At 71.3% G+C, this 23,951-nt stretch carries 19 protein-coding genes; 16 read left to right on the top strand and 3 right to left on the bottom strand.

Annotation, left to right across the window (positions count from 1 at the left end):
• Nucleotides 1–70: 70 nt before the first annotated feature.
• Nucleotides 71–1,159, top strand: coding sequence for a ferrochelatase (gene hemH / locus EOINJALH_RS00430; RefSeq protein ID WP_088278343.1), 1,089 nt, complete (start codon nt 71–73; stop codon nt 1,157–1,159).
• Nucleotides 1,160–1,175: 16 nt separating this feature from the next.
• On the opposite strand, the gene EOINJALH_RS00425 is transcribed toward hemH, so the two are convergent.
• The 3 genes from EOINJALH_RS00425 to EOINJALH_RS00415 all read right to left on the bottom strand — a co-directional run bounded on the left by EOINJALH_RS00425 (nt 1,176) and on the right by EOINJALH_RS00415 (nt 4,236).
• On the bottom strand, nt 1,176–2,672 hold the full coding sequence (locus tag EOINJALH_RS00425; RefSeq protein ID WP_088278342.1) for a tripartite tricarboxylate transporter permease: 1,497 nt from the start codon (nt 2,670–2,672) through the stop codon (nt 1,176–1,178).
• A gap of 12 nt (nt 2,673–2,684) precedes the next feature.
• A complete protein-coding gene (locus EOINJALH_RS00420; protein WP_088278341.1) occupies nt 2,685–3,197 on the bottom strand; it encodes a tripartite tricarboxylate transporter TctB family protein in 513 nt (170 codons plus the stop codon).
• Between the two features lie 79 nt (nt 3,198–3,276).
• Nucleotides 3,277–4,236, bottom strand: coding sequence for a tripartite tricarboxylate transporter substrate binding protein (locus EOINJALH_RS00415; protein ID WP_088278340.1), 960 nt, complete (start codon nt 4,234–4,236; stop codon nt 3,277–3,279).
• Between the two features lie 129 nt (nt 4,237–4,365).
• Between EOINJALH_RS00415 and EOINJALH_RS00410 the strand changes: the two genes are divergently transcribed.
• The 15 genes from EOINJALH_RS00410 to EOINJALH_RS00340 all read left to right on the top strand — a co-directional run bounded on the left by EOINJALH_RS00410 (nt 4,366) and on the right by EOINJALH_RS00340 (nt 23,639).
• Complete coding sequence (locus tag EOINJALH_RS00410) at nt 4,366–5,040, top strand: response regulator transcription factor (RefSeq protein ID WP_088278339.1); 675 nt, start codon at nt 4,366–4,368, stop codon at nt 5,038–5,040.
• Between the two features lie 27 nt (nt 5,041–5,067).
• A complete protein-coding gene (locus EOINJALH_RS00405; RefSeq protein WP_234413583.1) occupies nt 5,068–6,501 on the top strand; it encodes a sensor histidine kinase in 1,434 nt (477 codons plus the stop codon).
• Nucleotides 6,502–6,513: 12 nt separating this feature from the next.
• Nucleotides 6,514–6,951: an RNA-binding S4 domain-containing protein gene (locus EOINJALH_RS00400; RefSeq protein ID WP_088278338.1), complete on the top strand. Its 438-nt coding sequence runs from the start codon at nt 6,514–6,516 to the stop codon at nt 6,949–6,951.
• Nucleotides 6,952–7,230: 279 nt separating this feature from the next.
• Nucleotides 7,231–8,526: a glycosyltransferase family protein gene (locus EOINJALH_RS00395; RefSeq protein ID WP_088278337.1), complete on the top strand. Its 1,296-nt coding sequence runs from the start codon at nt 7,231–7,233 to the stop codon at nt 8,524–8,526.
• Nucleotides 8,481–9,731, top strand: a complete 1,251-nt coding sequence (locus EOINJALH_RS00390; RefSeq protein WP_088278336.1) for a glycosyltransferase — start codon at nt 8,481–8,483, stop codon at nt 9,729–9,731. Before EOINJALH_RS00395 ends, EOINJALH_RS00390 begins: the two co-directional genes overlap by 46 nt.
• A complete protein-coding gene (locus EOINJALH_RS00385; RefSeq protein ID WP_088278335.1) occupies nt 9,700–11,196 on the top strand; it encodes a glycosyltransferase family 4 protein in 1,497 nt (498 codons plus the stop codon). The genes EOINJALH_RS00390 and EOINJALH_RS00385 overlap by 32 nt, the downstream gene beginning before the upstream one ends.
• Entirely contained in the window at nt 11,193–13,310 is a 2,118-nt protein-coding gene (locus tag EOINJALH_RS00380) for an alginate lyase family protein (protein WP_088278334.1), read from the top strand. The genes EOINJALH_RS00385 and EOINJALH_RS00380 overlap by 4 nt, the downstream gene beginning before the upstream one ends.
• Entirely contained in the window at nt 13,307–14,674 is a 1,368-nt protein-coding gene (locus EOINJALH_RS00375) for a phosphotransferase (RefSeq protein WP_088278333.1), read from the top strand. The genes EOINJALH_RS00380 and EOINJALH_RS00375 overlap by 4 nt, the downstream gene beginning before the upstream one ends.
• A complete protein-coding gene (locus tag EOINJALH_RS00370) occupies nt 14,671–15,954 on the top strand; it encodes an aminoglycoside phosphotransferase family protein (RefSeq protein ID WP_088278332.1) in 1,284 nt (427 codons plus the stop codon). The genes EOINJALH_RS00375 and EOINJALH_RS00370 overlap by 4 nt, the downstream gene beginning before the upstream one ends.
• Nucleotides 15,951–17,747, top strand: coding sequence for an ABC transporter ATP-binding protein (locus EOINJALH_RS00365; protein WP_144289791.1), 1,797 nt, complete (start codon nt 15,951–15,953; stop codon nt 17,745–17,747). Before EOINJALH_RS00370 ends, EOINJALH_RS00365 begins: the two co-directional genes overlap by 4 nt.
• Nucleotides 17,740–18,954 carry a glycosyltransferase family protein gene (locus EOINJALH_RS00360; RefSeq protein ID WP_088278330.1) on the top strand — a complete coding sequence of 405 codons (1,215 nt, stop codon included), beginning with the start codon at nt 17,740–17,742 and terminating at the stop codon, nt 18,952–18,954. Before EOINJALH_RS00365 ends, EOINJALH_RS00360 begins: the two co-directional genes overlap by 8 nt.
• Nucleotides 18,951–19,724: a hypothetical protein gene (locus tag EOINJALH_RS00355; protein ID WP_088278329.1), complete on the top strand. Its 774-nt coding sequence runs from the start codon at nt 18,951–18,953 to the stop codon at nt 19,722–19,724. The genes EOINJALH_RS00360 and EOINJALH_RS00355 overlap by 4 nt, the downstream gene beginning before the upstream one ends.
• 38 nt (nt 19,725–19,762) lie before the next feature.
• Nucleotides 19,763–21,226, top strand: coding sequence for an alginate export family protein (locus EOINJALH_RS00350; RefSeq protein WP_088278328.1), 1,464 nt, complete (start codon nt 19,763–19,765; stop codon nt 21,224–21,226).
• A 39-nt stretch (nt 21,227–21,265) separates the two neighbouring features.
• Entirely contained in the window at nt 21,266–22,630 is a 1,365-nt protein-coding gene (locus EOINJALH_RS00345; protein WP_088278327.1) for a UDP-glucose/GDP-mannose dehydrogenase family protein, read from the top strand.
• 10 nt (nt 22,631–22,640) lie between these two features.
• Entirely contained in the window at nt 22,641–23,639 is a 999-nt protein-coding gene (locus EOINJALH_RS00340) for an NAD-dependent epimerase (RefSeq protein WP_088278326.1), read from the top strand.
• Nucleotides 23,640–23,951: the final 312 nt, after the last annotated feature.

Raw genomic sequence — 23,951 nt, 5'->3', positions numbered from 1 at the left:
CCCACCGTCGCGGCACCGGCCGTGCCCCCGCGCAACGCCCGGCCGCACGCGTCCGCCACAATCCGCCCCCATGAGCTTTCAGCCCGAACCCCCGCACGAACATGGCCGCGCCGAGCGCACCGCCGTGCTGCTCGTCAACCTGGGCACGCCCGACGCGCCCGCCGCCCCCGCGCTGCGCCGCTACCTGGCCGAGTTCCTGTGGGACCCGCGCGTGGTCGAGATCCCGCGGCTGCCGTGGTGGCTGATCCTGCACGGGGTGATCCTGCGCACCCGCCCGGCGCGGTCGGCGGCCAAGTACGCGGCCATCTGGACGCCCGAGGGCTCGCCGCTGCTGGTGTGGACGCGGCGCCAGGCGCTGCGGCTGGCCGGTCAACTGGGCGAGTCGGGGCACCGCGTGCTGGTGCGCTTCGCGATGCGCTACGGCCAACCCGGCATCGCCGCCGAGATGGATGCGCTGCGTGCCGAAGGCGTCACCCGCGTGCTGGTGCTGCCCCTGTATCCGCAGTACGCCGCGGCCACCACGGCCAGCACGGTGGATGCGGTGGCGGCCTGGGCCGCGCGAGCGCGCTGGGTGCCCGAGCTGCGCTTCGTCAACCAGTACCACGACGACCCCGGCTACATCGACGCGCTGGCTGACAGCGTGCGTCGCCATTGGCAGCGCGAGGGCCGCGGCGAGCGGCTGCTGATGAGCTTCCACGGCGTGCCGGCCCGCAGCCTGGCGCTCGGCGACCCCTACCACTGCCAGTGCCACGTGACGGCGCGGCTGGTGGCCGGGCGGCTGGGGCTGACGGCCGAGCAGTACATCGTCACCTTCCAGAGCCGGCTGGGGCGTGCCAAGTGGCTGGAGCCCTACACCGAGCCCACGGTGCGCGAACTCGCGGCCAGGGGTGTGAAGCGCCTCGACGCCATCTGCCCGGGCTTCGCGGCCGACAACCTCGAAACGCTCGAAGAAGTGGCGATGGAGGTGCGCGATGCCTTCCTCGAGGAGGGCGGCGAGCGCTTCGACTTCATCCCCTGCCTCAACGACGACGACCGCTGGATCGCCGCGCTGGCGCAGATCGCGCTGCGCCACCTGCAGGGCTGGCCCACCGGCGCGCCCGACGAGGCCACGCTGGCCGCGGGCCGCCAGCGCGCGCTGGCGATGGGCGCCACCCGCTGACGCGCCGCCCTGCCCTTCAGCCGGCGGCGCGCACCCGGCGCAGCAGCGCCATCAGCCGGGGCAGCACCAGCACCGCGACCACGATGCACAGCAGCACCATCGACATCGGCCGCTCGACGAAGACGCTCCACTTGCCCTCGCCGATGGACAGGCCATTGCGCATCTGCGCCTCGGCCAGCGGGCCCAGGATCATGCCGACGATGACCGGCGCAGTGGGAAAGTCGAAGCGCCGCATGGCCACCCCGACCAGGCCGATGCCCAGCATCAGGAACAGGTCGAAGGCGCTCTGGCGCATGCCGTAGACGCCCACCGTGGCAAAGATCAGGATGCCGGCGTACAGCTGCGGCCGCGGGATCTTCAGCAGCTTGACCCACAGGCCCACCAGCGGCAGGTTCAGCACCAGCAGCATCACGTTGCCGATGTACAGCGAGGCGATCAGCGCCCAGACCAGCGTCGACGAGGTCTGGAACAGCTGCGGCCCGGCGTTGATGCCGTAGTTCTGCAGCGCCGACAGCAGGATGGCCGCCGTCACCGACGTGGGAATGCCCAGCGTCAGCAGCGGCACCAGCGTGGCGGTGACCGACGAGTTGTTGGCCGCCTCGGGCCCGGCCACGCCTTCGATGGCGCCGACGGTGCCGAACTCGTGCGGGTGCTTGCTGAGCTTGCGCTCCAGCCCGTAGCTCAGGAAGGTGGGGATCTCCGAGCCGCCCGCCGGGATGGTGCCGAACGGAAAGCCCAGCGCCGTGCCGCGCAGCCAGGCCGGCCACGAGCGCTTCCACTCGGCCTTGGTCATGTGCACCGAGCCCATGCGGTTCATCTGTTGCTCGGAGCGGCCCTCGTACAGCGCGGTGTACAGGCATTCGCCCACCGCGAACAGGCCCACCGCCACCAGCACCACCTCGATGCCGTCCATGAACTCGGGCACGCCGCCGGTGTAGCGCACCTGGCCCGAGATCTGGTCGAGCCCGACCAGCCCGATGGCCAGGCCGATGAACAGTGCCGTCAGCCCGCGCAGCGTGCTCTTGCCCAGCACCGCGCTCACCGTGGTGAAGGCCAGCATCATGAGCATGAAGTACTCGGGCGGCCCGAGCTTGACGGCGAACTCGGCCACCACCGGCGCGAACAGCGTGACCAGGATGGTGGCGATCGTGCCGGCCACGAACGAGCCGATGGCCGAGGTGGCCAGCGCCGCACCGGCGCGACCGCTCTTGGCCATCTTGAAGCCTTCGAGCGCGGTGACCATGGTGCCGGTTTCTCCCGGCGTGTTGAGCAGGATCGAGGTGGTCGAGCCGCCGTACATGGCGCCGTAGTAGATGCCGGCGAAGAAGATCATCGACGCAGTGGGTTCCACCTGCGCGGTGATGGGCAGCAGCATGGCCACCGTGACCGCCGGCCCGAGGCCGGGCAGCACACCGATGGCGGTGCCCAGCGCGCAGCCGACGAAGGCCCACAGCAGGTTGATCGGCGTGCCGGCGGTGACGAAGCCGCCGAGGAGCTGGTTCCAGATGTCCATGTCGGTGCTCTGCTAGATCCAGCCGGTGGCGGTGAGGCCGGGCAGGTTGATGGCCAGCAGCTTGGTGAACAGCCAGAACGCGGGGCCCGCGATCAGGAAGCCGGTGACGAAGTCGATGGCCAGGCCCCGCGCGCCGCCGTGCGGCTTGCCTTCGGACGCGCGCAGGCCGCGCACCGCCAGCATGAAGCACAGCGTGCAACTGAGGATGAAGCCCAGGGTGGTGATTAGCGCGGCATTCGCCACCACGCCGGCGGCCACCCAGGCCAGCGCCGTCCAGTCGCCGCTGGCCGCGCCCGAGGGCTCGTCCATCTCGCGATAGCCGCCACTGGCGGCCTCCCAGACGAGCAAGGCCCCGCACAGCAGCAGCGCCGCGGCCACCACCCAGGGCAGGAAGTTCGGGCCCACGCCGGCATAGCCCGCGTTGGACGGGATGTCGATCGCGCCCCAGGCGAGCGCGGCGCCGATGAGCAGGGCACCGCCACCCACCAGCAACTGGTGGGTGCGGCGCGAGTCGTTCTCGGCCATGCCGATGTCTCCTGGCACGTGAATGGAAGACCGGGCGGCACTGGCCGCCCGGTGGGGATGAGGCGCTGGCCGCGAGCGGTCAGACCATGCCGGCCTTGACCATCGTGGCGCGCAGACCGGCGAAGTCGCGGTCGACGAAGTCCTCGAAGTCCTTGCCGGTGAGCAGCGCCGGGGTCCAGCCGTTCTTCTCGAGCGCCTCGGCCCAGGCCTTGGTCTTGGTGGCCTTGACGATCATCTCGACCAGGGCCTTGCGCTGCGCGTCGGTGATGCCGGCCGGGCCGTACACGCCGCGCCAGTTGCCCAGCACCACGTTGATGCCCTGCTCCTTCAGCGTCGGCACGTCGATGCCCTTCAGGCGCGCGTCGGAGGTGACCCCGATGGCCTTCATCTTGCCGGTCTCGATGTACTGCTGGAACTCGCTCCAGCCGCTGCCGCCGATGGTGACGTTGCCGCCCAGGATGGCCGCGGTGGCCTCGCCGCCGCCACGGAAGGGCACGTAGTTGACCTTGGTGGCGTCGATGCCGGCCTCGCGGGCGATCATGGCCGCGGCGATGTGCTCGGTGGAGCCGCGCGAACCGCCGCCCCACTTGACGCTGCCGGGGTCCTTCTTCATCTGCTCGACCACGTCCTTCATGGTCTTGAACGGCGAGTTGGCCGGCAGCACGAAGACGTTGTATTCGCTGGTCAGGCGGGCGATCGGCGTCACCTGCGTGATCGACACCGGCGGCTTGCCGGTGATGATGCCGCCGAGCATGACCGCGCCCATCACCATCAGCGAGTTGCCGTCGCCCTTGCTGGCGTTGTAGAACTGCGCCAGGCCGATGGCGCCCGCGGCGCCGCCCTTGTTCTCATAGGTCACGGCGGTGGCCACGCCGGCGTCCTGCAGGGCCTTGCCGAGGGCCCGGCCGGTGGTGTCCCAGCCGCCACCCGGGTTGGCCGGGATCATCATCTTGAGGTTCGCGGCGGCACGGGCCGACAGCGGCAGCGCGCCGGCGGCGGCCAGGGCGGCGAGGGACTTGAGGAAGGTGTCGCGACGCATGGGTGTCTCCTGCGGGTGGGTCGGATGCGATGACCGTGACTGTCGCGGCCGAGGCTGTCAGCCGGCTGTCCGCGGGCTCGGTGAAAACCCGCCCGCGTGGCACCGTCGGCCTGCTAACGTGGCGCCCCCATGAAGCTCTTGCTGATCGAGGACGACGCGGCGATGCAGGCCACGCTGCAGCGCAGTTTCGAGCGCCGCGGCGCACAGGTGGTCACCTGCGGCGACGGCCGCCGGGCGCTCGACCGCTGGCAGGCCAGCCAGCCCGACGTGGTGTTGCTCGACCTGAGCCTGCCGGGGCTGGACGGCCTGCAGGTGCTGGCCCAGGCCCGGGCCGCGGGCCTGGCCACGCCGGTGCTCATCCTCACGGCCCGCGGCACCGTCGGCGACCGCATCCTGGGGCTGAACACCGGCGCCGACGACTACCTGCCCAAGCCCTTCGACCTGGACGAACTGGAGGCCCGCGTGCAGGCCCTGGTGCGCCGCCAGGGCGGCGCCGCGGCGGCGGCCGAGTCGGCACGCGAGTTCTGCGGCCTGCGCTGCGACCCGGACAGCGGCGCCGTGTACCTGCACGGCCAGGCGATGGACCTGCCGCCGCGCGAGCTGGCGCTGCTTCGCGCCCTGCTCGCCCGGCCCGGCCAGGCGGTGGCCAAGGAGCGGCTGTTCGACCTGGTGTTTCCTGGACAGGCCGACGTGCAGATCGAGGCCATCGAGGTGGTGGCCTACCGCCTGCGCAAGCGCCTGGCCGGCAGCCAGGCCGTGCTGGTCACGCTGCGCGGCCTGGGCTACCTGCTCAAGTCGACATGAATCGAACGGCCCGATGATGGTGGTGCCGTGACGCTGCGCTTGCTGCGGCGCTGGGCTGGCGGGCTGTCGCTGCGCGGGCGGCTGCTGTGGGGCATCCTGCTGCCGGTGGGCCTGTTCGTGGTGCTGAACACCGTGAGCCTGTACCGGCAGGCACTGGCCGCTGCCGACACGGCCTATGACCGCACGCTGCTGGCCTCGGCCAAGTCGATCGGCGAACTGCTGGAGGTCAGCGGCACCGGCACCGAGGCGCACGTGGTGGCCACCGTGCCCTACTCGGCGCTGGAGGCCTTCGAGGCCGACAACCGCAGCCGAATATTCTACAAAGTGAGCGGCTTCAACGGCGAGATGATCTCGGGCTTCCCCGAGCTGGCCACCTGGCGGGGTCGCGTGCCCGACCAGGGGCCGTACTCGGCGCTGGTCGACTTCTACGACGACGTCTGCCAGGGCGTGCCGGTGCGCGTGGCGGTGCTGCTGCAGCCGGTGGCGGGCAACGGCGCGCAGGGCATGGCCACGATCCAGGTGGCCGAGACGCTGGAACTGCGCCGCACGCTGGCGCAGCGCCTGCTGGTCGACACGCTGTGGCGCCAGGCGGCGCTGCTGGCCTTGATCGCCACGGTGGTGGTGGTGGTGGTGCACCGCACCACCCAGCCGGTGCGCCGGCTGAGCGAGCGCCTGCGCCACCGCGACGACGCCGACCTGTCGCCGCTGGACGTGGCCGACGCGCCGCGCGAACTGCAGCCGCTGGTGGAGGCCACCAACCAGGTGATGGGCCGGCTCGACCACCTGCTGGCCCACCAGAAGCGCTTCGTGCGCGACACGGCGCATCAGCTGCGCACGCCGCTGGCCGTGCTGAAGGCGCAGGTGCAATCGGCGCTGCGCGGCGACATGGCGCCGGGCACGGCGCTGGCCGAGATCAACCAGACCGTCGACCGCGCCACGCAACTGGCCAACCAGATGCTGTCGCTGGCCAAGGTGGAGCAGTTGCGCCAGCAGGGCGATGCGCCGGTGCTGGACTGGGCCGAGATCGTGCGGGCCGTGGCGCTGGACGTGGCGCCGCTGGTGGCCGAACGCGACATCGAGTTCGATCTCGAGGCGGTGGAGGCGCCGGTGCGCGGCCACGAATGGGCACTGCGCGAACTGGTGCGCAACCTGCTGCACAACGCCATCCGCCACACCCCCGACCGGGGCCGGCTGACGGTGCGCCTGGTCGGCGACGGCCGGCACGTGGCGCTGACCATCGCCGACAGCGGCCCCGGCATCGGCGACGAGATGCGCCAGCGCCTGTTCCAGCCCTTCGCCACCGGCGACAGCCGGCACGGCACCGGCCTGGGCCTGGCCATCTGCCAGGAGATCGTGCGCTCGCTCGGCGGCCAGCTCAGCCTCGACAATCGACTGCACCAGGGCCGGGTGACCGGCCTGGACGCCACCGTTCGGCTCGAACTCGCAACCCTCTCTATATAGAAGCGGCAAGCCATGGACAAGGACAAGGGCGGAGTGCGCCTGGACAAATGGCTGTGGGCCGCCCGCTTCTACAAGACCCGGTCGCTGGCCGCCGACGAGATCGGGAAGGGGCGCATCAGCGTCAACGGCCAGGTCGCCAAGGCGTCGCGGGACTTGCGGCCGGACGACCTGGTCGAACTGCGCCAAGGCACGGACAAGCGCACCATCCAGGTGCTGGGGTTGAGCCAGGTGCGGGGCCCCGCGCCCGTCGCCCAGGCCCTGTACGCCGAAACCGCCGACAGCCTGGCGGCCCGCGCCCGCGCCGCCGAGGCCCGCCGGCAAGGCACCGAACCGGCCCACAGCATCGAACAGGGCCGGCCGACCAAGCGCGACCGGCGCGACCTCGAGCGCACCCAGGCCCAGTGGCAGCGCTGGAGCGCGTCGGTCGACGACGATTCCGACCGCGGCTGATTGCCGCAGGCCTGGCCCGCGACACGGCGGGCGGGTCGGCTCCCAGCGCCTGTTTTGGGTGATATCCCCCGGCGTTTGGTGACATCCCCCGGGCCTCTGGGGACCTCCCCCACCTCGGTTACGTCGCGTTGCCACGTCCGGCCAAAGATGCCGAACAGCATGTATTTCGCCCTCGCCACCGGACTCTGTCACACGACCGTCACCCTTTCGGCAGCTGGCCAACCCAGTCGCCAAACCCCAGGGAGACGGTTGCAGTCCAACTTTGAGCAGAGCCCCGACATGAAACGCATCCTGATCTATTCGCACGACACCTTCGGCCTCGGCAACATCCGCCGCATGCTCGAAGTCGCGCGGCACCTGGTCGAATCGTCTCCCGACCTGTCGGTGCTGGTGATCACGGGCTCGCCGATGCTGCACGCCTTCCGCATCCCGCCGCGGATCGACTACGTCAAGCTGCCCTGCCTGTCGCGCAATGTCGAAGGCCGCTACGGCTCGCGCTCGCTGTCGATGAGCCTCGAGGCCACGGTGCGCCTGCGCGCCAACATGATCAAGTCGGTCATCGCCGACTTCGAACCCGACCTCATCCTCGTCGACAAGAAGCCCTTCGGCGTCGAAGACGAACTGGCCGGCGCGCTCGAAGCCCTGCCCTCGACCCAGCCGCGCCCCAAGCTCGTGCTGCTGCTGCGCGACATCCTCGACGGTGCCGAATCCACCCAGCGCGTGTGGCGCAAGAATGGTTACTTCGAGGCCATCAGCGCCTACTACCACCAGGTGCTGGTGGTGGGCTCGCCCGAGGTCTTCGACCTGCGCCGCGAATACGCCTTCCCGCCGTTCGCGGCCGCCAAGGTGCAGTTCTGCGGCTACATCGCCCGCGAGCCGGGCCGCCAGGCGCGCCAGGTGGTGCGCCAGCAACTGGGCGTGCAAGGCCAGGAGCCGCTGCTGCTCGTCACCCCCGGCGGCGGCGAAGACGGCTTCACGCTGATCGACACCACGCTGAAGGCCCTGGCCACGCTGCCCCCGGCCCAGGTGCCGCGCACCCACATCGTCTGCGGCCCCGAGCTGAACGACGCCCGCCGCGCGCACGTGCACCAGGCCGCGTCCACGCTGGCCAACGTCAGCGTGCAGGACTTCAGCGACGACATGATGTCGCTGATGGGTGCCTCCGACGTGGTGCTGGCCATGGGTGGCTACAACACGGTGTGCGAACTGCTCACGCTGGGCAAGCGCGCCCTGCTGGTGCCGCGTGTCAAGCCGGGCGTCGAGCAGCTGATCCGTGCCGAACGCATGGCCGCCCTGGGCTTCCTGCACATGATCCACCCCGACCAGCTGACGCCGCAATCGCTGCTGGCCGGCCTGAATGCCGAGATCGAAGCACTCGGCTCGCGCAAGGCCCGCCCGACGCTGCGCCACCACGACGGCCTGGCCCGCGTGACCGCGGCGCTGTTCGAGGCCATCGGCCTCGAGGTGCGCGTCGACACCGCTGAAGACACGGCGCCCGCGCCCCTCCACAACCCCGTTTCGGAGGCCGCATGGTCCCCTCGTCGCACGACACCGGTCGCCCGATCGGTCTGCTAGTCAAGATCTTCCCGAAGCTGTCGGAAACCTTCATCCTCGAAGAGGTCCTCGGTCTCGAGAAGCTCGGCGTTCCCCTGCGCTTGTACGCCTTGGCGGCGCCCACCGACGCGGTGTCGCACCCGGCGGTCGACCGTGTCAAGGCGCGGGTGACGCTGGTGCCGGCGAAGCCCTGGCGCGATGGCATGCGCTTCGTGCGCCGCCACCTCGGCCTGCTGGCCGCGTCGCCCTGGCGCTACCTGCAGGGCCTGCAGGCAGCCATGGGGCGTGGCAACAAGGGCCTGACCGACTTCGCCCGCGCGGGCTGGCTGGCCGGACAAATGCGCGACGATGGCGTCGCCCACCTGCACACGCACTTCATTTCGACACCGGCCGACGTGGCCGAGCTGGTGTCGCAGATCAGCGGCGTGCCGTTCTCGATCTCGGCCCACGCCAAGGACATCTACCTGTCCGACGCCGCCGACCTGCGCCGCAAGATGGGCGCGGCGCGTTTCACCGTCACCTGCACCGAGTTCAATTGCCGCACGCTGCGCGAGATCGCGCCCGACGCCAACGTGCAACGCATGTACCACGGCATCGATGGCGGCGCGTTCCACCCGTCGTGCCGCGAGAAGCCATCGCTCGTGCCGCTCATCCTGAGCGTTGGCCGCCTGCGCGAGAAGAAGGGCCTGGACACGCTGATCGAGGCCTGTCGCCTGCTGCAGGGCCGCGGCGTGCCCTTCCGCTGCGAGATCGTCGGCTACGGCGAGGAGCAACAGCGCCTGGCCAACCTGATCGAGGCCTGCGGCCTGGGCGACCAGGTGCAGCTCACCGGCAAGCTCACCCGCGAACACGTCATTGCCCGCTATGGCCGCGCCGCCGTCTACGTGCAGCCGTCCCGCGTGGCCGCCGACGGCGACCGCGACGGCATCCCCAACGTGCTGCTCGAGGCCATGGCCGTGGGCGTGCCGGTGGTGGCCACGCGCGTCTCGGGCATCCCGGAGGTGGTCCACCACCGCCGCAACGGTCTGCTGGTGGAGCCCGATGATCCGGCCGCACTGGCCGACGCGATCGCCCACCTGATCGAGTCCCCGGCCCTCGGTGTCGAACTGGGCCGTGCCGCCCGGTCGACCGTCACCGAACATTTCGACAACGACCGCAACCTGCGCCTCGTTCTGCAACTGCTGGAGACCCCCCATGCCCACGCCGAATCGTGCGCCGTCGCTTGATCGGCTGGCCACCGGACCCGCAGCAAGCCTGAAGCAAGCCGTCGACAGTCCCGAGGGCGGGCGCTCGCCGAGGGGCCAGGGGTCGGCGACCGCCGCCGGCCCGTCGGCGTCGCCGCGCTCGGTGGCCTACGTGATGAACGGCTACCCGCGCCTGTCCGAGACCTTCATCACCCACGAGATCCACCAGCTCGAGCGGCTGGGCATGGACCTGCGGCTGTACTCGGTCAAGCGCGAGAACGAACCCAAGGTGCACCCGGTGGTGGCGGCCATCCGCGCCCCGCTGACCTACCTGCCCAAGGCCACCTCGCTGTCGGGCGCTGCCCTGCCCGGCTGGCTGGCGGACAACCTGCCCACCTTCTGGCGTGCCCACGCCCGTGTGGCCCTGCGCCACCCGCTGCGCTGGATGGGCGCCCTGGGCACCGCGCTGGGGCTGGCCTGGCGCCACCGCGGCCGCGACGACCACGGCCGGTCGCGCCTGCGCAAGGTGTTCATCAAGGAGTTCCTGCAGGCCGGCGAGATCGCCGCCGACGTCATGCGCCAGGGCGACGTGGGCCACCTGCATGGCCACTTCTGCCATGGCGTGGCCACCATCACCTGGCTGGCCGCCCGCATGACGGGCCTGAGCTACAGCTTCACCGCGCACGCCAAGGACATCTACCAGCCCGAGCTGAACCCGGGCGACCTGCTCGAGCGCAAGATGCACGGCGCCCGCTTCGTGGCCACCTGCACCTGCGCCAATGCCACCGTGCTTCGGGCGCGCCATCCGCGCCCTTGCGAAGTGCATGCCATCTACCACGGCCTGGACACCGACTGGTTCGCGCCGCCCACCCAGCGGCCCACCGTGGCCCCGGGCACGCCGCCGCTGATCCTGGCCGTGGGCCGCTTCGTCGAGAAGAAGGGCTTCGACCAGCTGATCGAGGCCTGCGCGCTGCTGCGACGCGACGGCGTGCCCTTCCGCTGCATGATCATCGGCGAGTCGGGGCCCGCGCTCAACGACATCCGCCAGCGCATCGAGCGCCACGGCATGGACGAGCAGGTGCAGCTCAAGGGCGCCGTCACCCAGGACGAGTTGCGCGGCTACTACGCCCAGGCCCGCCTCTTTGCCCTGCCCTGCCAGGTGATGGACGACGGCGACCGCGACGGCTTCCCCAACGTGCTGGCCGAATCGATGGCCATGGGCGTGCCGGTGGTGACGACCAACATCTCGGGCATCCCCGAGATGATCGACAGCGGCGTGCACGGTCTGCTGGTCGAGCCGCGCAGCCCGGCGGCCCTGGCCGAAGCGCTGCGCAGCGTGCTGGTCGACGACGAGATGTATGCGCGCCTGGCCCGCGAAGGCCGCCAACGCATCTGCGACCGCTTCGACTCGCGCCGCACGACGCAGGAACTGCGCGACCTGTTCCTGGCCCAGTTGCAGCCGTCCCGCGACACCCGTGCGCTGGCACGGGCTGAGGCGTCGACATGAGCTTGGAGGGCTCCAGCGGCTTCGCGGATCTGCAGGCGATTGGTGGCGCCAACGCGGGCCCCGACGCCCTGTTCGACGCGCCCTGGTGCGGCCTCGACGACGCCGGGCTGCTGGCGCATTTTCGCAGCGCGCGCGGCGTGCGCTTCGAGCCGGTGGTCGACCCGGAGGAGGTGTTGGCCGAACGCATCGCCGGGATCATGCAAGGCCGCTTCGAGTTCAACGGCGAGACCCACGCGCTGACCGACCCGATCGACTGGCTCACCAATCCCAGCAGGGACGTGGAATGGCACATCCTGCTGCACAAGTTCTACTATGCGGCCGGCCTGTCCCAGGCCTGGCACGCCACGGGTGACGTCGCGTATGTGCGGCGTTGGGCTCAGCTGATCGACGGCTGGATGCGCGTCACGCCGGTGGGCTTCATCGCCGCCGATGTGACCGGCCGGCGCGTGCAGAACTGGATCTACAGCCTGCACGGCATGGTCATGAACGACCGGCCCGATGCACAGTCGCCCGTCGACGCCGGCTTCTTCCGCCGCATGCTGCATTCGCTGCATGCGCAGGTGGAGTTCATCTGCGCCAACCTCACCCCCAAGCGCAACCACCGCACGCTCGAACTGCTGGCGGTGGGTCTGGCCGGCGTGGTGTTCCCGGAGTTCCGCCGCGCCGCGCACTGGCGCGAGTTCGCGCTGGCCGAGACGCTGGTCAACGTGCGCGCCGACCTGATGGCCGACGGCGTGCACTGCGAGCTGTCCACGGACTACCACCACCTGGCCGTGCGCAACTGGCTGCAGGTGCGCACGCTGGCCGCACGCAACGGCGTGCCGGTGCCGTTGGCGCTGGACGAGGCCCTGGAGCAGGCCCTCGAGTTCAGCCTGCATGTGCACCAGCCCAGCGGCATCGCCCCCAGCTTCTCGGACGGCGATGCACGCAGCTACCTGCCCCTGTTGCGGCAGGGCGCGCAGCTCTTCGGCCGCGACGACATGCTGTTCGTCGCCACGCAGGGCCGCGAAGGCCACGCGCCGTCGGCCCGCACCGCCCATTTCGACGCCAGCGGCTACCACGTGCTGCGCAGCGACTGGTCGCCCGCGCCGGCCTTCACCGACGCCCAGCACCTGGTGTTCGACTGCGGCCCGCTCGGCGAAGGCAACCACGGCCACTTCGACGCGCTGTCGTTCGAACTGGCGGCCTTTGGCCGCGCGCTGGTCGTCGACCCCGGCCGCTACACCTACAGCGAGGCGGGCGAGACCAACTGGCGCGTGCACTTCCGTGGCACCGCCGCGCACAACACCGTGTGCGTCGATGGCCGCCACCAGACGCGCTATGCGCCCAAGGCGATCAAGGAAGCCTCGCGGCATGCGCACGGCTCGGTGCGCCACAAGATCGGCGGGCCGGCGCCGCAGACCGACCTGATCGAGCGTGTCGACGGCGCCTGCCTCGACCTGCTGCACGGCCGCTGCGCCAGCCACGAGTACGACGCCGTGCACGAGCGCTGCATCGTCTTCGTCGACCGGCGCTACTGGATCGTCAGCGACTGGCTGCGGGCCGCCAGCGATCACGACTACGCCCTGCGCTTCCAGCTCGGCCCCGAGGCCGAGGGGCACGCGGTGCTGTCGGGCACCGGCTGCACGCTGCTGACCAGCCCCGGGCTGGCGGCCGCGCAGGCGCGCCGCGCTGGCCAGTCCACCACGCTGGACGCGGGCTGGGTGTCGATGCGCTATGGCCACAAGCACCCGGCGCCGGCCTGGGTCACGCGGGCCCATGGCCGCGATGTCGAGTTCGACACCGTGCTGCTGCCCTGCCGCGATGCGGCGCCCATGCTGCAGATGGACGAACTGGCCGTGACCGGCGCCGCGGGCCACACCGGCCGGGCCCTGCTGCTGCGGCTGGCGCTGGACGACGGCGGCGTGGTCGAGGACGGCTGGTTCCATGCCCACGGCGCCGATGCCGGCTCAGACGCCGGCACCTGGCAGATCGGACCGCTCGAGTTCACCGGCCGTTGGCTGCACTGGCGCGAAACCCCCACCGGCCAGGTGCTGCGCGCCGTGTCGCACCCGGGCGCGCGCCTGCGCAGCGCCGCCGGCGAGATCGACCTCACCGTGGCGGGCGCCTCGTGAGCCCGGTGGCCGTGCTGCCCAACGACCCGGCCCTGCCGCAGTTGGCGCGGGTGCTGGATGCCTCCGCCATGGCCTCGGTGTTCGCCGAGGCCATCGGCCGGCACGGCGTGGCGGTGGAGCACTGCGTCGTCGACCGCGTCAAGTACCGGCCGCGCCGCAACTGCACCCTGTCGTACAGGCTGCACCTGCGCGACACCACGACCGACCAGCGCTTCGAGCAGGTGGTGGCCGCCCGCGTCTGCAGCGATGGCGAATCGGCGGTCCGCTTTGCGAAGGCCGCCTATGCGCCGCTGCAGCCCTCGCTGGCCGGGCCGTCGCTGCACCACCTGCCCGATCTCGACATGGTCACCTGGTGGTGGCCGAACGACCCCAAGCTGGACGCCCCAAGCGTGCTGTCGCACGACGAGCGCCTGCGCCGCGAGGTGCTGCCGGCGCTGGTGCACGCGTTGAGCCAGGGCCAGGGCACGCTGGTCGACCACGAGGTGGTGCTGGCGCAGTACGTGCCGGAGCACCGGCTGTGCGCCCGGGTCGACCTGCGCTGGCGCGAGGGCGCCGAACTGGTCGACCGCAGCGTCTATGCCAAGGCCAGCCGAGATCCGGATGGCCTCACGGTGCACCGGCAACTGAGCGCGCTGCAGGCCTCCACGGCCTCTCGCGAGGGTCGCCTGCACACGCCCCGGGCGCTGATGTGGCAGGCCGAGGCGGGCCTGCACTGGCAGGAGGCCGTGCCGGGCCGCCCGCTGCTGCAGCAGCCCGAGTCGATGGCCCGCTGGGCCGGGCCACTGGGCGCGCAACTGGCCGCGCTGCATGGCACGTCGATGCCAACGGCCCTGCCGCTGACCGTGGGGGAGCAGCGCGAGCGCCTGTCCGACGTGATGGCCGTGCTGCAGCAGGTGCTGCCCGATTCACGGCACGACCTGCAGCGCCTGAACGGGCGCCTCAAGACCGGGCTCTATGGTTTTGCTCAGGAACAGTTGTCGACCCTGCACGGCGACCTGCACCCGAACAACGTTCTGGTCAGCGGCGATCGCCTGACGCTGATCGATCTCGACGACCTCCGCCGCGGGCCGGCCTCGCTCGAGTTGGGGTCCTGGCGCGCCGAAGGCATGTACCGCGCCCTGCTCGAAGGCGAGTCGCCCAGGCGCGACGACGCGCTGTGGCAGGCCATGCTCGAAGGCTACGCGGCCGCGGGCGGGGTGGTGCCGTCGACGTCGGCACTGGCCTGGGCCACCGCCTGGAACCTTGTCACCCAGCGCGTCTGGCGCTGCGTGATCAACCTCAAGCCCGGTCGCTTCGCGATCGCCCCGCGCCTGATCGGCCTGGCCGCCGAGATCGCCGACCTGCCACGGCGCGAACTGGCATGAACATGTCCGAACACGCCCGCCTGCCGCTGGAAGCCTGCCTGGATGCGCAGGCCATGCAACCGCTGCTGCAGGGGCTGCTGGCGGCCACCTCCGACGCCGGCCGCACCATCGGGGCCGTGCGCGTCACGAAGGTTCGGCGCAACACCTCGGTGCGGCGCAACCCGAACCCGATCACGCTGTGCTACGAGGTCGACCTGCTTGGCGGCCCCGGCCGGCCTCCCGCCATGCGCCAGTTCTACGGCAAGGCTTTCCGTGACGGCGAAAGCGCCCAGGCGGCGGTGGGCAGCGCCGCGCTGCACCTGCCGGCGGTGGACATGCTGCTGTGGCGCTGGCCCACCGATCCCGGGCTGCCGCAGTTGCCGGCATTGATCGACCCCGCGCAGACGGTGAGGTTCTGGGGCGCGCCGGCCGACGAGGTGACGCCGGTCCGCTACGTGGCCGAATGGCGGGCCACACTGCGCTACACCCGCCTGTGCGGCGGCCTGCCGGCCGAGAACCTGTACGCGAAGACCTTCAGCGACGACCGTGGTGCGGAGATCCATCGCCGATTCCTCTACTTCTGGGACCTGGCACAGAACGACCCCGATGCGCCCACCGTGGCCGAACCGCTGGCGTACGACCCCGTCACCCGCGCGCTGTGGCAACCCCACGCCGGCGGCACGCCGCTGTCGCAGATCCTGATCGACGGCGTCCACCCCGAATCGCTGGCCGGCCGCGTGGCCTACGCCTGGGCGCTGGTGCACACGGCGCCGCTGCATCTGGCAGGCCCTGTCCCGCGCGACCGGGCCCACTGGCTGGCCGAGGTGCGGCGGCGGCGCAACAAGATCTCCCGCGCGCTGCCCGACCTGGCCGAACGCGCCGGCGAGGTGGCCGATGCCATCGAACACGCGTCGACGCTGCTGCCCGAGCCCCCGGCCGCGGTGATCCACGGTGACTGCCACCCCGACCAGATGTGGGTCGACGGCCAGCGCGTGGTGCTGTTCGACTTCGACGAGTTCGCCCTCGGCGATCCGATGGAAGACCTGGCCGAGTTCGTCACCAAGCTCGGCCCGCTGGGCATCGACGCGCGTTTCGCCACCACCATGCTGGCCGACTACGCGCAACTGGCGCCCGATCACTTCAACCTGCGCCGCCTGCAGTGGCACATGGCGGTCCAGCAGTTGCTGCAGGCCAGCCGCGCCTTCATCTTCCAGGTGCCCGATTGGGCTGCCGAGATGGACCGCCGGCTGCACCGCGCACGCTCGCTGGCCGAGTCGTGCACCAAGGGGTGCGCACCATGACCGACACCACCCCGATCCGACCCGGGCAGCGGCTGCGCCAACTGGTTCGTTCCTGCCTGGGCGAGCAGCGCGTGGCACTGGTGCTGGCCAGCGTGGCCTTGATGGGCGTGGTGCTGGCCGAAGTGCTGGCACCCTGGCCGCTGAAGATCATCTTCGACCACATCCTGCTGGCCAAGCCGTTGCCAGACAGCCTGGCCGTGCTGCAGCCGCTGATCGCCTGGGGCACCTGGCCCGCGCTGATGACGGCCGCCGGCGCCATCGCCGCCATCGCACTGGCGTCGGGCGCGCTGTCGTACCTGCAGCTGTACACCAGCGCCAAGGTGGGCCACCGCATCACCTGGCGCCTGCGCGGCGAGCTGTTCTCGCACCTGCAGCGCCTGTCGCTGGCGCACCACCGCGCCATCGGCACCGGCGAGCTGCTCACCAAGGTGGCGGGCGACACCAACCTGCTGCGCGACATGTTCTCCGACTGGCTGCTGACCTTCGCCCGGCAGGCCGTCACGCTGGTGGCGATGCTCACGGTGATGTTCATCCTGAACTGGCAGCTGGCACTGGCGGTGGCCTTCACGCTGCCGCCGCTGCTGGGCGTCATCTTCTGGCTGAACCGCCGCGTCAAGGCCTCGGCACGAGAGCAGCGCCGGCACGAGGGCCGCATGACCTCGCGGCTGAACGAGGTGCTGTCGTCGATCGCGCTGGTGCAGGCCTTCGGCCGCCAGACCTACGAGGAAGACCGCTTCCGCCGCGAGATCGAGGACAACTACGAGAGCGGCATGCGCAGCACGCGCACCAGCGGCGCCATCGTCAAGGCCATCGCGGTGGTCAGCGCCGCGGGCACGGCGATCACCGTGCTGCTGGGCGCCCGAGAGGTGCTGGCCGCGCGCCTGACGCCGGGCGAGCTGCTGGTGTTCATCACCTACGTGTCCAGCCTGTACAAGCCGGTGCGCGACCTGGGCCGCCTGGCCGCCAAGTTCTCGCGCGCGTCGGTGAGCGCACAACGCGTCTCCGACATCCTGGACATCGAGCCCGACATCGCCGACGACCTTGATGCGCTGGAGCTGTCCAAGCCGGCCGGCGAGATCGTGTTCGACCAGGTCTCGTTCGGCTACAGCGCCGAGCGCCCGGTGCTCGACAAGCTGAGCCTGCGCATCGGCGCCGGCGAGCGCGTGGCGCTGGTGGGGCCGTCGGGCGCCGGCAAGTCGACCATCATGAACCTGCTGCTGCGGCTGTACGAGCCGACCAGCGGGCGCATCCTGATCGACGGCATCGACATCCGGCGCTTCAGCCGCGAGAGCCTGCGCCGCGAGATCGGCATCGTGCTGCAGGACAACATCCTGTTCGGCGTCTCGGTGCGCGAGAACATCGCCTACGGCCGCCCCGATGCGCCGATCGAGGCCATCGAGGCCGCCGCCCGCGCCGCCCGCGCGCACGAATTCATCGTCGACCTGCCCGAGGGCTACGACACCGAACTCGGCGAGCGCGCCGCGTCGTTGTCGGGCGGCCAGCGCCAGCGCCTGTGCCTGGCCCGCGCCCTCGTCAAGGAGCCGGCCATCCTGGTGATGGACGAGCCCACCGCGTCGATCGACTCGGTGTCGGCGCGGCTGATCCATGAATCGGTGGCCCGCGTGCACCGCGGCCGCACCCTGATCGTCATCGCCCACGACCTGGTCGACATGGCCGCCTACGACCGCGTGCTGGTCCTCAAGGACGGCCAGCTCGTGGAACAGGGCACGCACGAGTCGCTGATGCGCTCGCGCGGTGCCTACCTGGCCCTGGTGGAGCGTCGCCATGCGTGATCCCGTACTTTCGTCGGTCCGTCCGACCCTGCTGTTCTACTGCCAGCACTCGCTGGGCATCGGCCACCTCACGCGCAGCTTCGCGCTGGTGGCCGCCCTGACGAAGCGCTTCGAGGTGGTTTTCCTCAACGGCGGCCGGCTGCCCCCGGGCGTGCCGGTGCCGCCGGGCATCGAGCTGATCGACCTGCCGCCGCTGGGCATGGACGACGGGCACACGGTGGTCAGCCGCGACGGCAAGCTCGACGTGGTGGCGGCCCGCGCCGAGCGCCGCCGCCTGATCGACGACGCCGTGCGGCGCACGCGGCCGGCGGTGCTGCTGGTCGAGCTGTTCCCCTTCGGCCGCAAGAAGTTCGCGACAGAGATCCTGCCGATGATCCGCGCCGCGCGCCGCCAGCCCGGCGCGCCGGCCCTGGTGGCCTGCAGCCTGCGCGACATCCTGGTCGATGCGCGCCCCGACCAGCAGCACCACGACGACCGCGCGCGCTGGCTGACCGACCGCTACTTCGACGCGGTCATCGTCCATGCCGACCCCGGCTTCGCGCGGCTCGAGGACAGCTTCCGCCCGACCCGGCCGATGCGCACGCCGGTGTTCCACAGCGGCTACGTGGTACCGGCGCGCGAGGCCGAGGCGCAGACGCCGCGCGGCCCGCACCTGCTGGTCTCGGCCGGCGGGGGCATCGTCGGCGACACCCTCTTCCGCACCGCGCTGGCGGCCCGCCTGCTGCGGCCCGAGCCGCTGCCGATGCGTGTCATCGCCGGGCCCTTCCTGCCCGAGCCGCACTGGCTCGCGCTGCAGCAGCTGGCGGCCGGGCAGCCCGGTGTCGAGCTGGTGCGCCACGTGCCCGACATGGTGGCCGAGCTGCGACGCGCGCGGGCCTCGATCAGCCAGTGCGGCTACAACACCGCGCTCGACCTGGTGGTGGCCGGCGTGCCCGCGCTGGTGGTGCCCTACCAGACCGTCACCGAGAACGAGCAGAGCGGGCGCGCCGAGCGCCTGGCCGCCCTCGGCGCGATGCAGTGGCTGCCGGGCACCGAGCTCGACCCGGTGTCGATGGCCGCCGCCATCGAGCGTCTGCTCGCCTTCACCCCGACCCCGGCCGCGCTGGCGCTCGACGGCGCCACGCGCACGGCCGACATCCTGGCGCAGCAGTTGTCGCACCATCGATTGGCCCTCGCCGCGGCCCACGTCCCGGAAGCCGTCTCATGAGCCTCGATTCCCTGTGCGCCGCCATCGATGCGCTCGACCCGTCCAGCACGCCGCTGCAGATGTTCCTGCGCGACGACGATGCCGGCTGGGACGACGCGCGCCTGATGGCCCTGCTGGACACCACCGGCCAGGCCGGCGTGCCGATCGATCTGGCGGCCATCCCGACCGCGGTGACCACCACCCTGGCCAAGGCGCTGAACGGCCGTCTCGACGCCACCCCCGGCCTGCTGGGCGTGCACCAGCACGGCACGGCCCACACCAACCACCAGACCGAGGGCCGCTCCTGCGAGTTCGGCGATGCCCGCGACGCCGCCGCGCAACGGGTCGACCTGGCCCGCGGCCGCACGGCCCTGCTGCACCACTTCGGCCCGCGGCTCGATCCCTTCTTCACGCCGCCGTGGAACCGCTGCGCGCCCTACACGCCCGGTCTGCTCGCCAACATGGGCTATGTGGCCATCTCGCGCGACCGCGGCGCCGTGCCCCAGCAGGCGCTGCACGAACTGCCGGTGGACGTCGACTGGACCAAGCACCACCGCGCCGGCGGCGCCGCGGCGGTGGCCGAGGCCCTGGCGCAAGCGGTCAGCGCGCGTCGGCTCGACGGCCAGCCGCTCGGCCTGATGCTGCACCACGCGGTGATGGACGACAGTGAGTTCGAACTGCTCGGTCGCTGCCTGCAGGCCATGGTGCAGCGCTCGCCGTTGCGCTTCCGATCCATGCGCTCGCTGATCGCCGAACGGCTGGTGCCCAACCGCCCCGCCGCGCTGGCCTGACGGCGCCCGCGCCCTACCTTTCGAATCCGAGCAGTCCCATGTCACGTCCCCCCTGCCTCACCACCGCGCTGGCCGCTGCGTTGTTGGGCGCCTTCGGTGCCGCGTGCGCCCAGGCCCCAGGTGCCGCGGCGCAGGCCGCCAGCGCCCCCGTGCTGCGCGAAGGCCAGCGCATCGACGACCGCCGCCCCGACAAACCCTTGACGGTGGATGTGTTCGGCCGCCCGGTGCAGCTGACCGGCAGCTGGGAGTACAGCGACGAACGCCGCCGGAACTTCGATCTTGACGCATCGCGCAACCGCGACCGCCGCGTGCGCGACCACGAGGTCAAGCTGGAGGCCCGCACAAAGCCCGGCCCCAACACCGAAGTCTTCGTGCAAGCTGTCGGCCTGCAAGCCACCCGCCGCACGGAGAGCACGTCAGGGGTTCAGCGCCAGCGCACCAAGTCGCTCGAGCGCGGCCAGACCTGGGTCAAGTTCGACCAGCTCGGCGGCGGCCCCTGGTCGGTGCAACTGGGCCGGGTGGCGCTGATCGACCGCCGCGCCTGGTGGTGGGACGACGACCTCGACGCGATGCGGGTGCAGTTCGAGCACAAGGACTGGCGCCTGGACACCGGCCTGTCGAAGCAGCTGGGGCGGGTGTCCTCGGCCGAGGACGGCATCACGCCCGAATCCAAAGGCGTGCAGCGCTGGTTCGGCCAGGGCACCTGGAAGTTTGCGTCGCGGCAGAACCTCGATGTCTTCTGGCTGCTGGCCAAGGACCGCTCCGGCCGCCTGTCGCCCGGCACCACGGTGGCCGCCGACGACGTCACCGACCCCAGCGACCTGAACGCCCGCTGGCTGGGCGCCCGCGTCAGCGGCGAATGGCGCAGACCGTCGGGCTATCGGCTGGCCTACTGGGCCGACGCGGCCATGCTGCGCGGCCGCGAGACCGACTTTGCCGAGCCGGCCACCGACGCCGTGGTCGGCGGCCGGACGAGGCGTGTGCGCGGCCAGGCCCTCGACATCGGCGCCACCGCCCACCTGCCCTACCCGATGCGGCCCTCGGTGACCCTGGGCTACGCCCGCGGCTCCGGCGGCGAACGCAGCGCCCGGCTCGACGCCAACTTCCGCCAGACCGGCCTGCAGGAGAACAAGGCCCGGCTCGGCGGCGTGAAGCGCTGGCGGATGTACGGCGAACTGCTGCAGCCCGAACTGTCGAACCTGGCCGTGACCAAGCTGGGCGGCGGCCTGCGGTTCCTGGACAACAGCTCGGTCGAGGTGGTGGTCTACGGCTACCGCCAGCCCGTGCCGTCGGTGGTGCTGGCCGGTTCACGCCTGGGCAGCAGCCCGCTGGGCCACAGCGGCGACATCGGCCGCGAGATCGACCTGCTGATCGCGCTGCGCGAATGGAAGCACCTGGAGTTCACGCTGTCGCTGGCGCGATTCATGCCTGGGTCTGCCTTTGCGGACAACCGGCGCGACCCGGCCTACAGTGTCGAACTCGGTGCCGCCCTCAATTTTTGAACTGTCCGGAACCTCGGACGCAGCTGCAAGGAAGTCGAAATGAAACTCACCGTCGTGGGCACCGGATACGTGGGCCTCGTCACCGGAGCATGCTTTGCCGAGATGGGCAACGACGTGCTGTGCATCGATGTGGATGCCGCCAAGATCGCCCGCCTCGAGCAGGGCGAGCTGCCGATCTTCGAGCCCGGCCTGAAGGAGATCGTGCAACGCAACGTGGCCGGCGGCCGCCTGCACTTCTCCACCGACGTGAAGGAAGGCGTGCGCTTCGGCACCATGCAGTTCATTGCCGTGGGCACCCCGCCCGACGAGGATGGCGCCGCCGACATGCAGCACGTGCTGGCCGCGGCCCGCTCCATCGGCGAGCACATGACCGACTACAAGCTGGTCATCGACAAGAGCACGGTGCCGGTGGGCACGGCCGATGCGGTGCGCGACACCATCACCCAGGCGCTGGCCGCGCGCGGCGTGCAGGTGCCGTTCAGCGTGGTCTCGAACCCCGAGTTCCTGAAGGAAGGTGCCGCGGTCGACGACTTCATGCGGCCGGATCGCATCGTCGTCGGCGCCGACGACAACCGCGCGGTGCACCTGATGCAGGCGCTGTACGCCCCGTTCCAGCGCCAGCGCGACAAGCTGGTGATGATGGACATCCGCTCCGCCGAGCTCACCAAGTACGCGGCCAATGCGATGCTGGCCACGCGCATCAGCTTCATGAACGAGATGGCCCTGCTGGCCGAGAAGCTGGGCGCCGACATCGAGCAGGTGCGCCGTGGCATCGGCAGCGATCCGCGCATCGGCACGCAGTTCCTGTACGCCGGCTGCGGCTACGGCGGCTCATGCTTCCCGAAGGACGTGAAGGCCCTGCTGCACAGCGCCACTGGCGTCGAGGAGCCGCTGCACGTGCTGGCCGCCGTCGAGCGTGCCAATGAGCGCCAGAAGCGCGTGCTGGCCGATCGCATCGTCGAGCGCTTCGGCGAAGACCTCACCGGCCGCCATTTCGCCCTGTGGGGCCTGGCCTTCAAGCCCGACACCGACGACCTGCGCGAGGCGCCCAGCCGCGTCGTGGTGGCCGAACTGGCCCGCCGCGGCGCCCGCATCACCGCCCACGACCCCGAAGCCATGACCGCGGCGCGCGACGCCTTCGCCGGCACGCCGGGGCTCGAGTTCGCCCCCACGCCGATGCAGGCGCTCGAGGGCGCCGACGCGCTGATCATCGTCACCGAGTGGAAGGCCTACCGCTCGCCCGACTTCGAGCGCATGCGCACGCTGATGCGCCAGAGCGTGATCGTCGACGGCCGCAACCTGTTCGACCCGGCCTTCGTGCGCGACGCCGGCTTCGAATACCTGCCGATCGGCCGCCGCGCCCCAGGCGAGCCGGCCGAGGCCTCGATGGTCCCCGTGGCCTGATCGCCGGGCCATGCTCGTCCTCGTCACCGGAGCGGCCGGCTTCATCGGCATGCACGTCGCCCAGGCCCTGCTGGCGCGAGGCGACCAGGTGCTGGGCATCGACAACCTGAACGACTACTACGACGTCGGCCTCAAGCGCGCGCGGCTGGCGCAACTGGCCCGCCACCCCGGCTTCAGCTTCGCCGCCGTGGACGTGGCCGACACGGCCGCGGTGGCGTCGCTGTTCGCGCAGGGCGGCATCGACCGCGTGGTGCACCTGGCGGCCCAGGCCGGCGTGCGCTACTCGGTGACCCATCCGCATGCCTACGCCCAGGCCAACCTGGTCGGCTTCCTCAACATCCTGGAGGGCTGCCGCGCCCAGGCCATCGGGCACCTGGTGTACGCCAGCAGTTCGAGCGTCTACGGCGGCAACACCAAGATGCCCTTCGCCGAGGACGACCCGGTCGACCACCCGGTGAGCCTGTACGCCGCCACCAAGAAGGCCAACGAGCTGATGGCGCACAGCTACAGCCACCTCTATGCGATCCCCTGCACGGGGCTGCGCTTCTTCACGGTGTACGGCCCATGGGGGCGGCCCGACATGGCCTACTTCTCGTTCACCAAGGCCATCCTGGCGGGCGAGCCGATCGCGGTGTTCAACCACGGCCAGATGCGCCGCGACTTCACCTACATCGACGACATCGTCGCGGGCGTGGTCGGCGTGCTCGACCGGCCGCCGGCGCGCGGCGCCGAGGGCGCAGCCGCCTGCCGGGTGCTGAACATCGGCAGCCACGCGCCGGTGCCCCTGCTCGACTTCATCGGCGAACTCGAGCGCGCGCTCGGCCGCAAGGCCACGCTGCGGCTCGAGCCGATGCAGCCCGGCGACGTGCCGGCCACCTACGCCGACGTCTCGCGCCTGCAGGAGCTCACCGGCATCACCGGCCCGGCCACGCCGCTGCGCACCGGCATCGAGCGCTTCGTGCGCTGGTATGCCGAGCACCACGGCCTGAGCCTGACGCCCGCGGACTGACCGGCCACGCGGCCACCCACGCCGCCAACCACGTCGCCACCAAGCGATCACATCGCGGCGAAGGCCGAGGGCGTGCCCTGGCCAGCGACAATGCGCGCCGGCCGGGCCCTGGCAGCCGGCACGGCCCGCGCCACAGTGGCAGGGCCGTGTCGTGAACCCTGTCACGGGCCCGCAGCGGGCCGACATCGCAAAAACCCTCTTGAATGCCTGGAAACCGTCCCCACGTCCCCAGCGACCGCTGACGGCATCCCGACAACGCATTCCACACACCACGCAGATGAGCACGCCGACCACGCCCGCGACGATGTCGTC

Source organism: Ideonella sp. A 288, assembly GCF_002198735.1.
Lineage (GTDB): Bacteria > Pseudomonadota > Gammaproteobacteria > Burkholderiales > Burkholderiaceae_C > Pseudaquabacterium.
Note: the sequence above shows the minus strand (reverse complement) of the source record. Positions and strands in the feature narration are given on the sequence as shown.

Bases quoted from the DNA above. Each gene is read 5' to 3' on its own strand.
- EOINJALH_RS00410 (WP_088278339.1), top strand. From the start codon at position 4,366: ATGAAGCTCTTGCTGATCGAGGACGACGCGGCGATGCAGGCCACGCTG.
- hemH (WP_088278343.1), top strand. From the start codon at position 71: ATGAGCTTTCAGCCCGAACCCCCGCACGAACATGGCCGCGCCGAGCGC.
- EOINJALH_RS00355 (WP_088278329.1), top strand. From the start codon at position 18,951: ATGAGCCTCGATTCCCTGTGCGCCGCCATCGATGCGCTCGACCCGTCC.
- EOINJALH_RS00415 (WP_088278340.1), bottom strand. From the start codon at position 4,236: ATGCGTCGCGACACCTTCCTCAAGTCCCTCGCCGCCCTGGCCGCCGCC.
- EOINJALH_RS00420 (WP_088278341.1), bottom strand. From the start codon at position 3,197: ATGGCCGAGAACGACTCGCGCCGCACCCACCAGTTGCTGGTGGGTGGC.
- EOINJALH_RS00370 (WP_088278332.1), top strand. From the start codon at position 14,671: ATGAACATGTCCGAACACGCCCGCCTGCCGCTGGAAGCCTGCCTGGAT.
- EOINJALH_RS00390 (WP_088278336.1), top strand. From the start codon at position 8,481: ATGGTCCCCTCGTCGCACGACACCGGTCGCCCGATCGGTCTGCTAGTC.
- EOINJALH_RS00350 (WP_088278328.1), top strand. From the start codon at position 19,763: ATGTCACGTCCCCCCTGCCTCACCACCGCGCTGGCCGCTGCGTTGTTG.
- EOINJALH_RS00425 (WP_088278342.1), bottom strand. From the start codon at position 2,672: ATGGACATCTGGAACCAGCTCCTCGGCGGCTTCGTCACCGCCGGCACG.
- EOINJALH_RS00385 (WP_088278335.1), top strand. From the start codon at position 9,700: ATGCCCACGCCGAATCGTGCGCCGTCGCTTGATCGGCTGGCCACCGGA.
- EOINJALH_RS00380 (WP_088278334.1), top strand. From the start codon at position 11,193: ATGAGCTTGGAGGGCTCCAGCGGCTTCGCGGATCTGCAGGCGATTGGT.
- EOINJALH_RS00360 (WP_088278330.1), top strand. From the start codon at position 17,740: ATGCGTGATCCCGTACTTTCGTCGGTCCGTCCGACCCTGCTGTTCTAC.
- EOINJALH_RS00365 (WP_144289791.1), top strand. From the start codon at position 15,951: ATGACCGACACCACCCCGATCCGACCCGGGCAGCGGCTGCGCCAACTG.
- EOINJALH_RS00395 (WP_088278337.1), top strand. From the start codon at position 7,231: ATGAAACGCATCCTGATCTATTCGCACGACACCTTCGGCCTCGGCAAC.
- EOINJALH_RS00345 (WP_088278327.1), top strand. From the start codon at position 21,266: ATGAAACTCACCGTCGTGGGCACCGGATACGTGGGCCTCGTCACCGGA.
- EOINJALH_RS00340 (WP_088278326.1), top strand. From the start codon at position 22,641: ATGCTCGTCCTCGTCACCGGAGCGGCCGGCTTCATCGGCATGCACGTC.
- EOINJALH_RS00400 (WP_088278338.1), top strand. From the start codon at position 6,514: ATGGACAAGGACAAGGGCGGAGTGCGCCTGGACAAATGGCTGTGGGCC.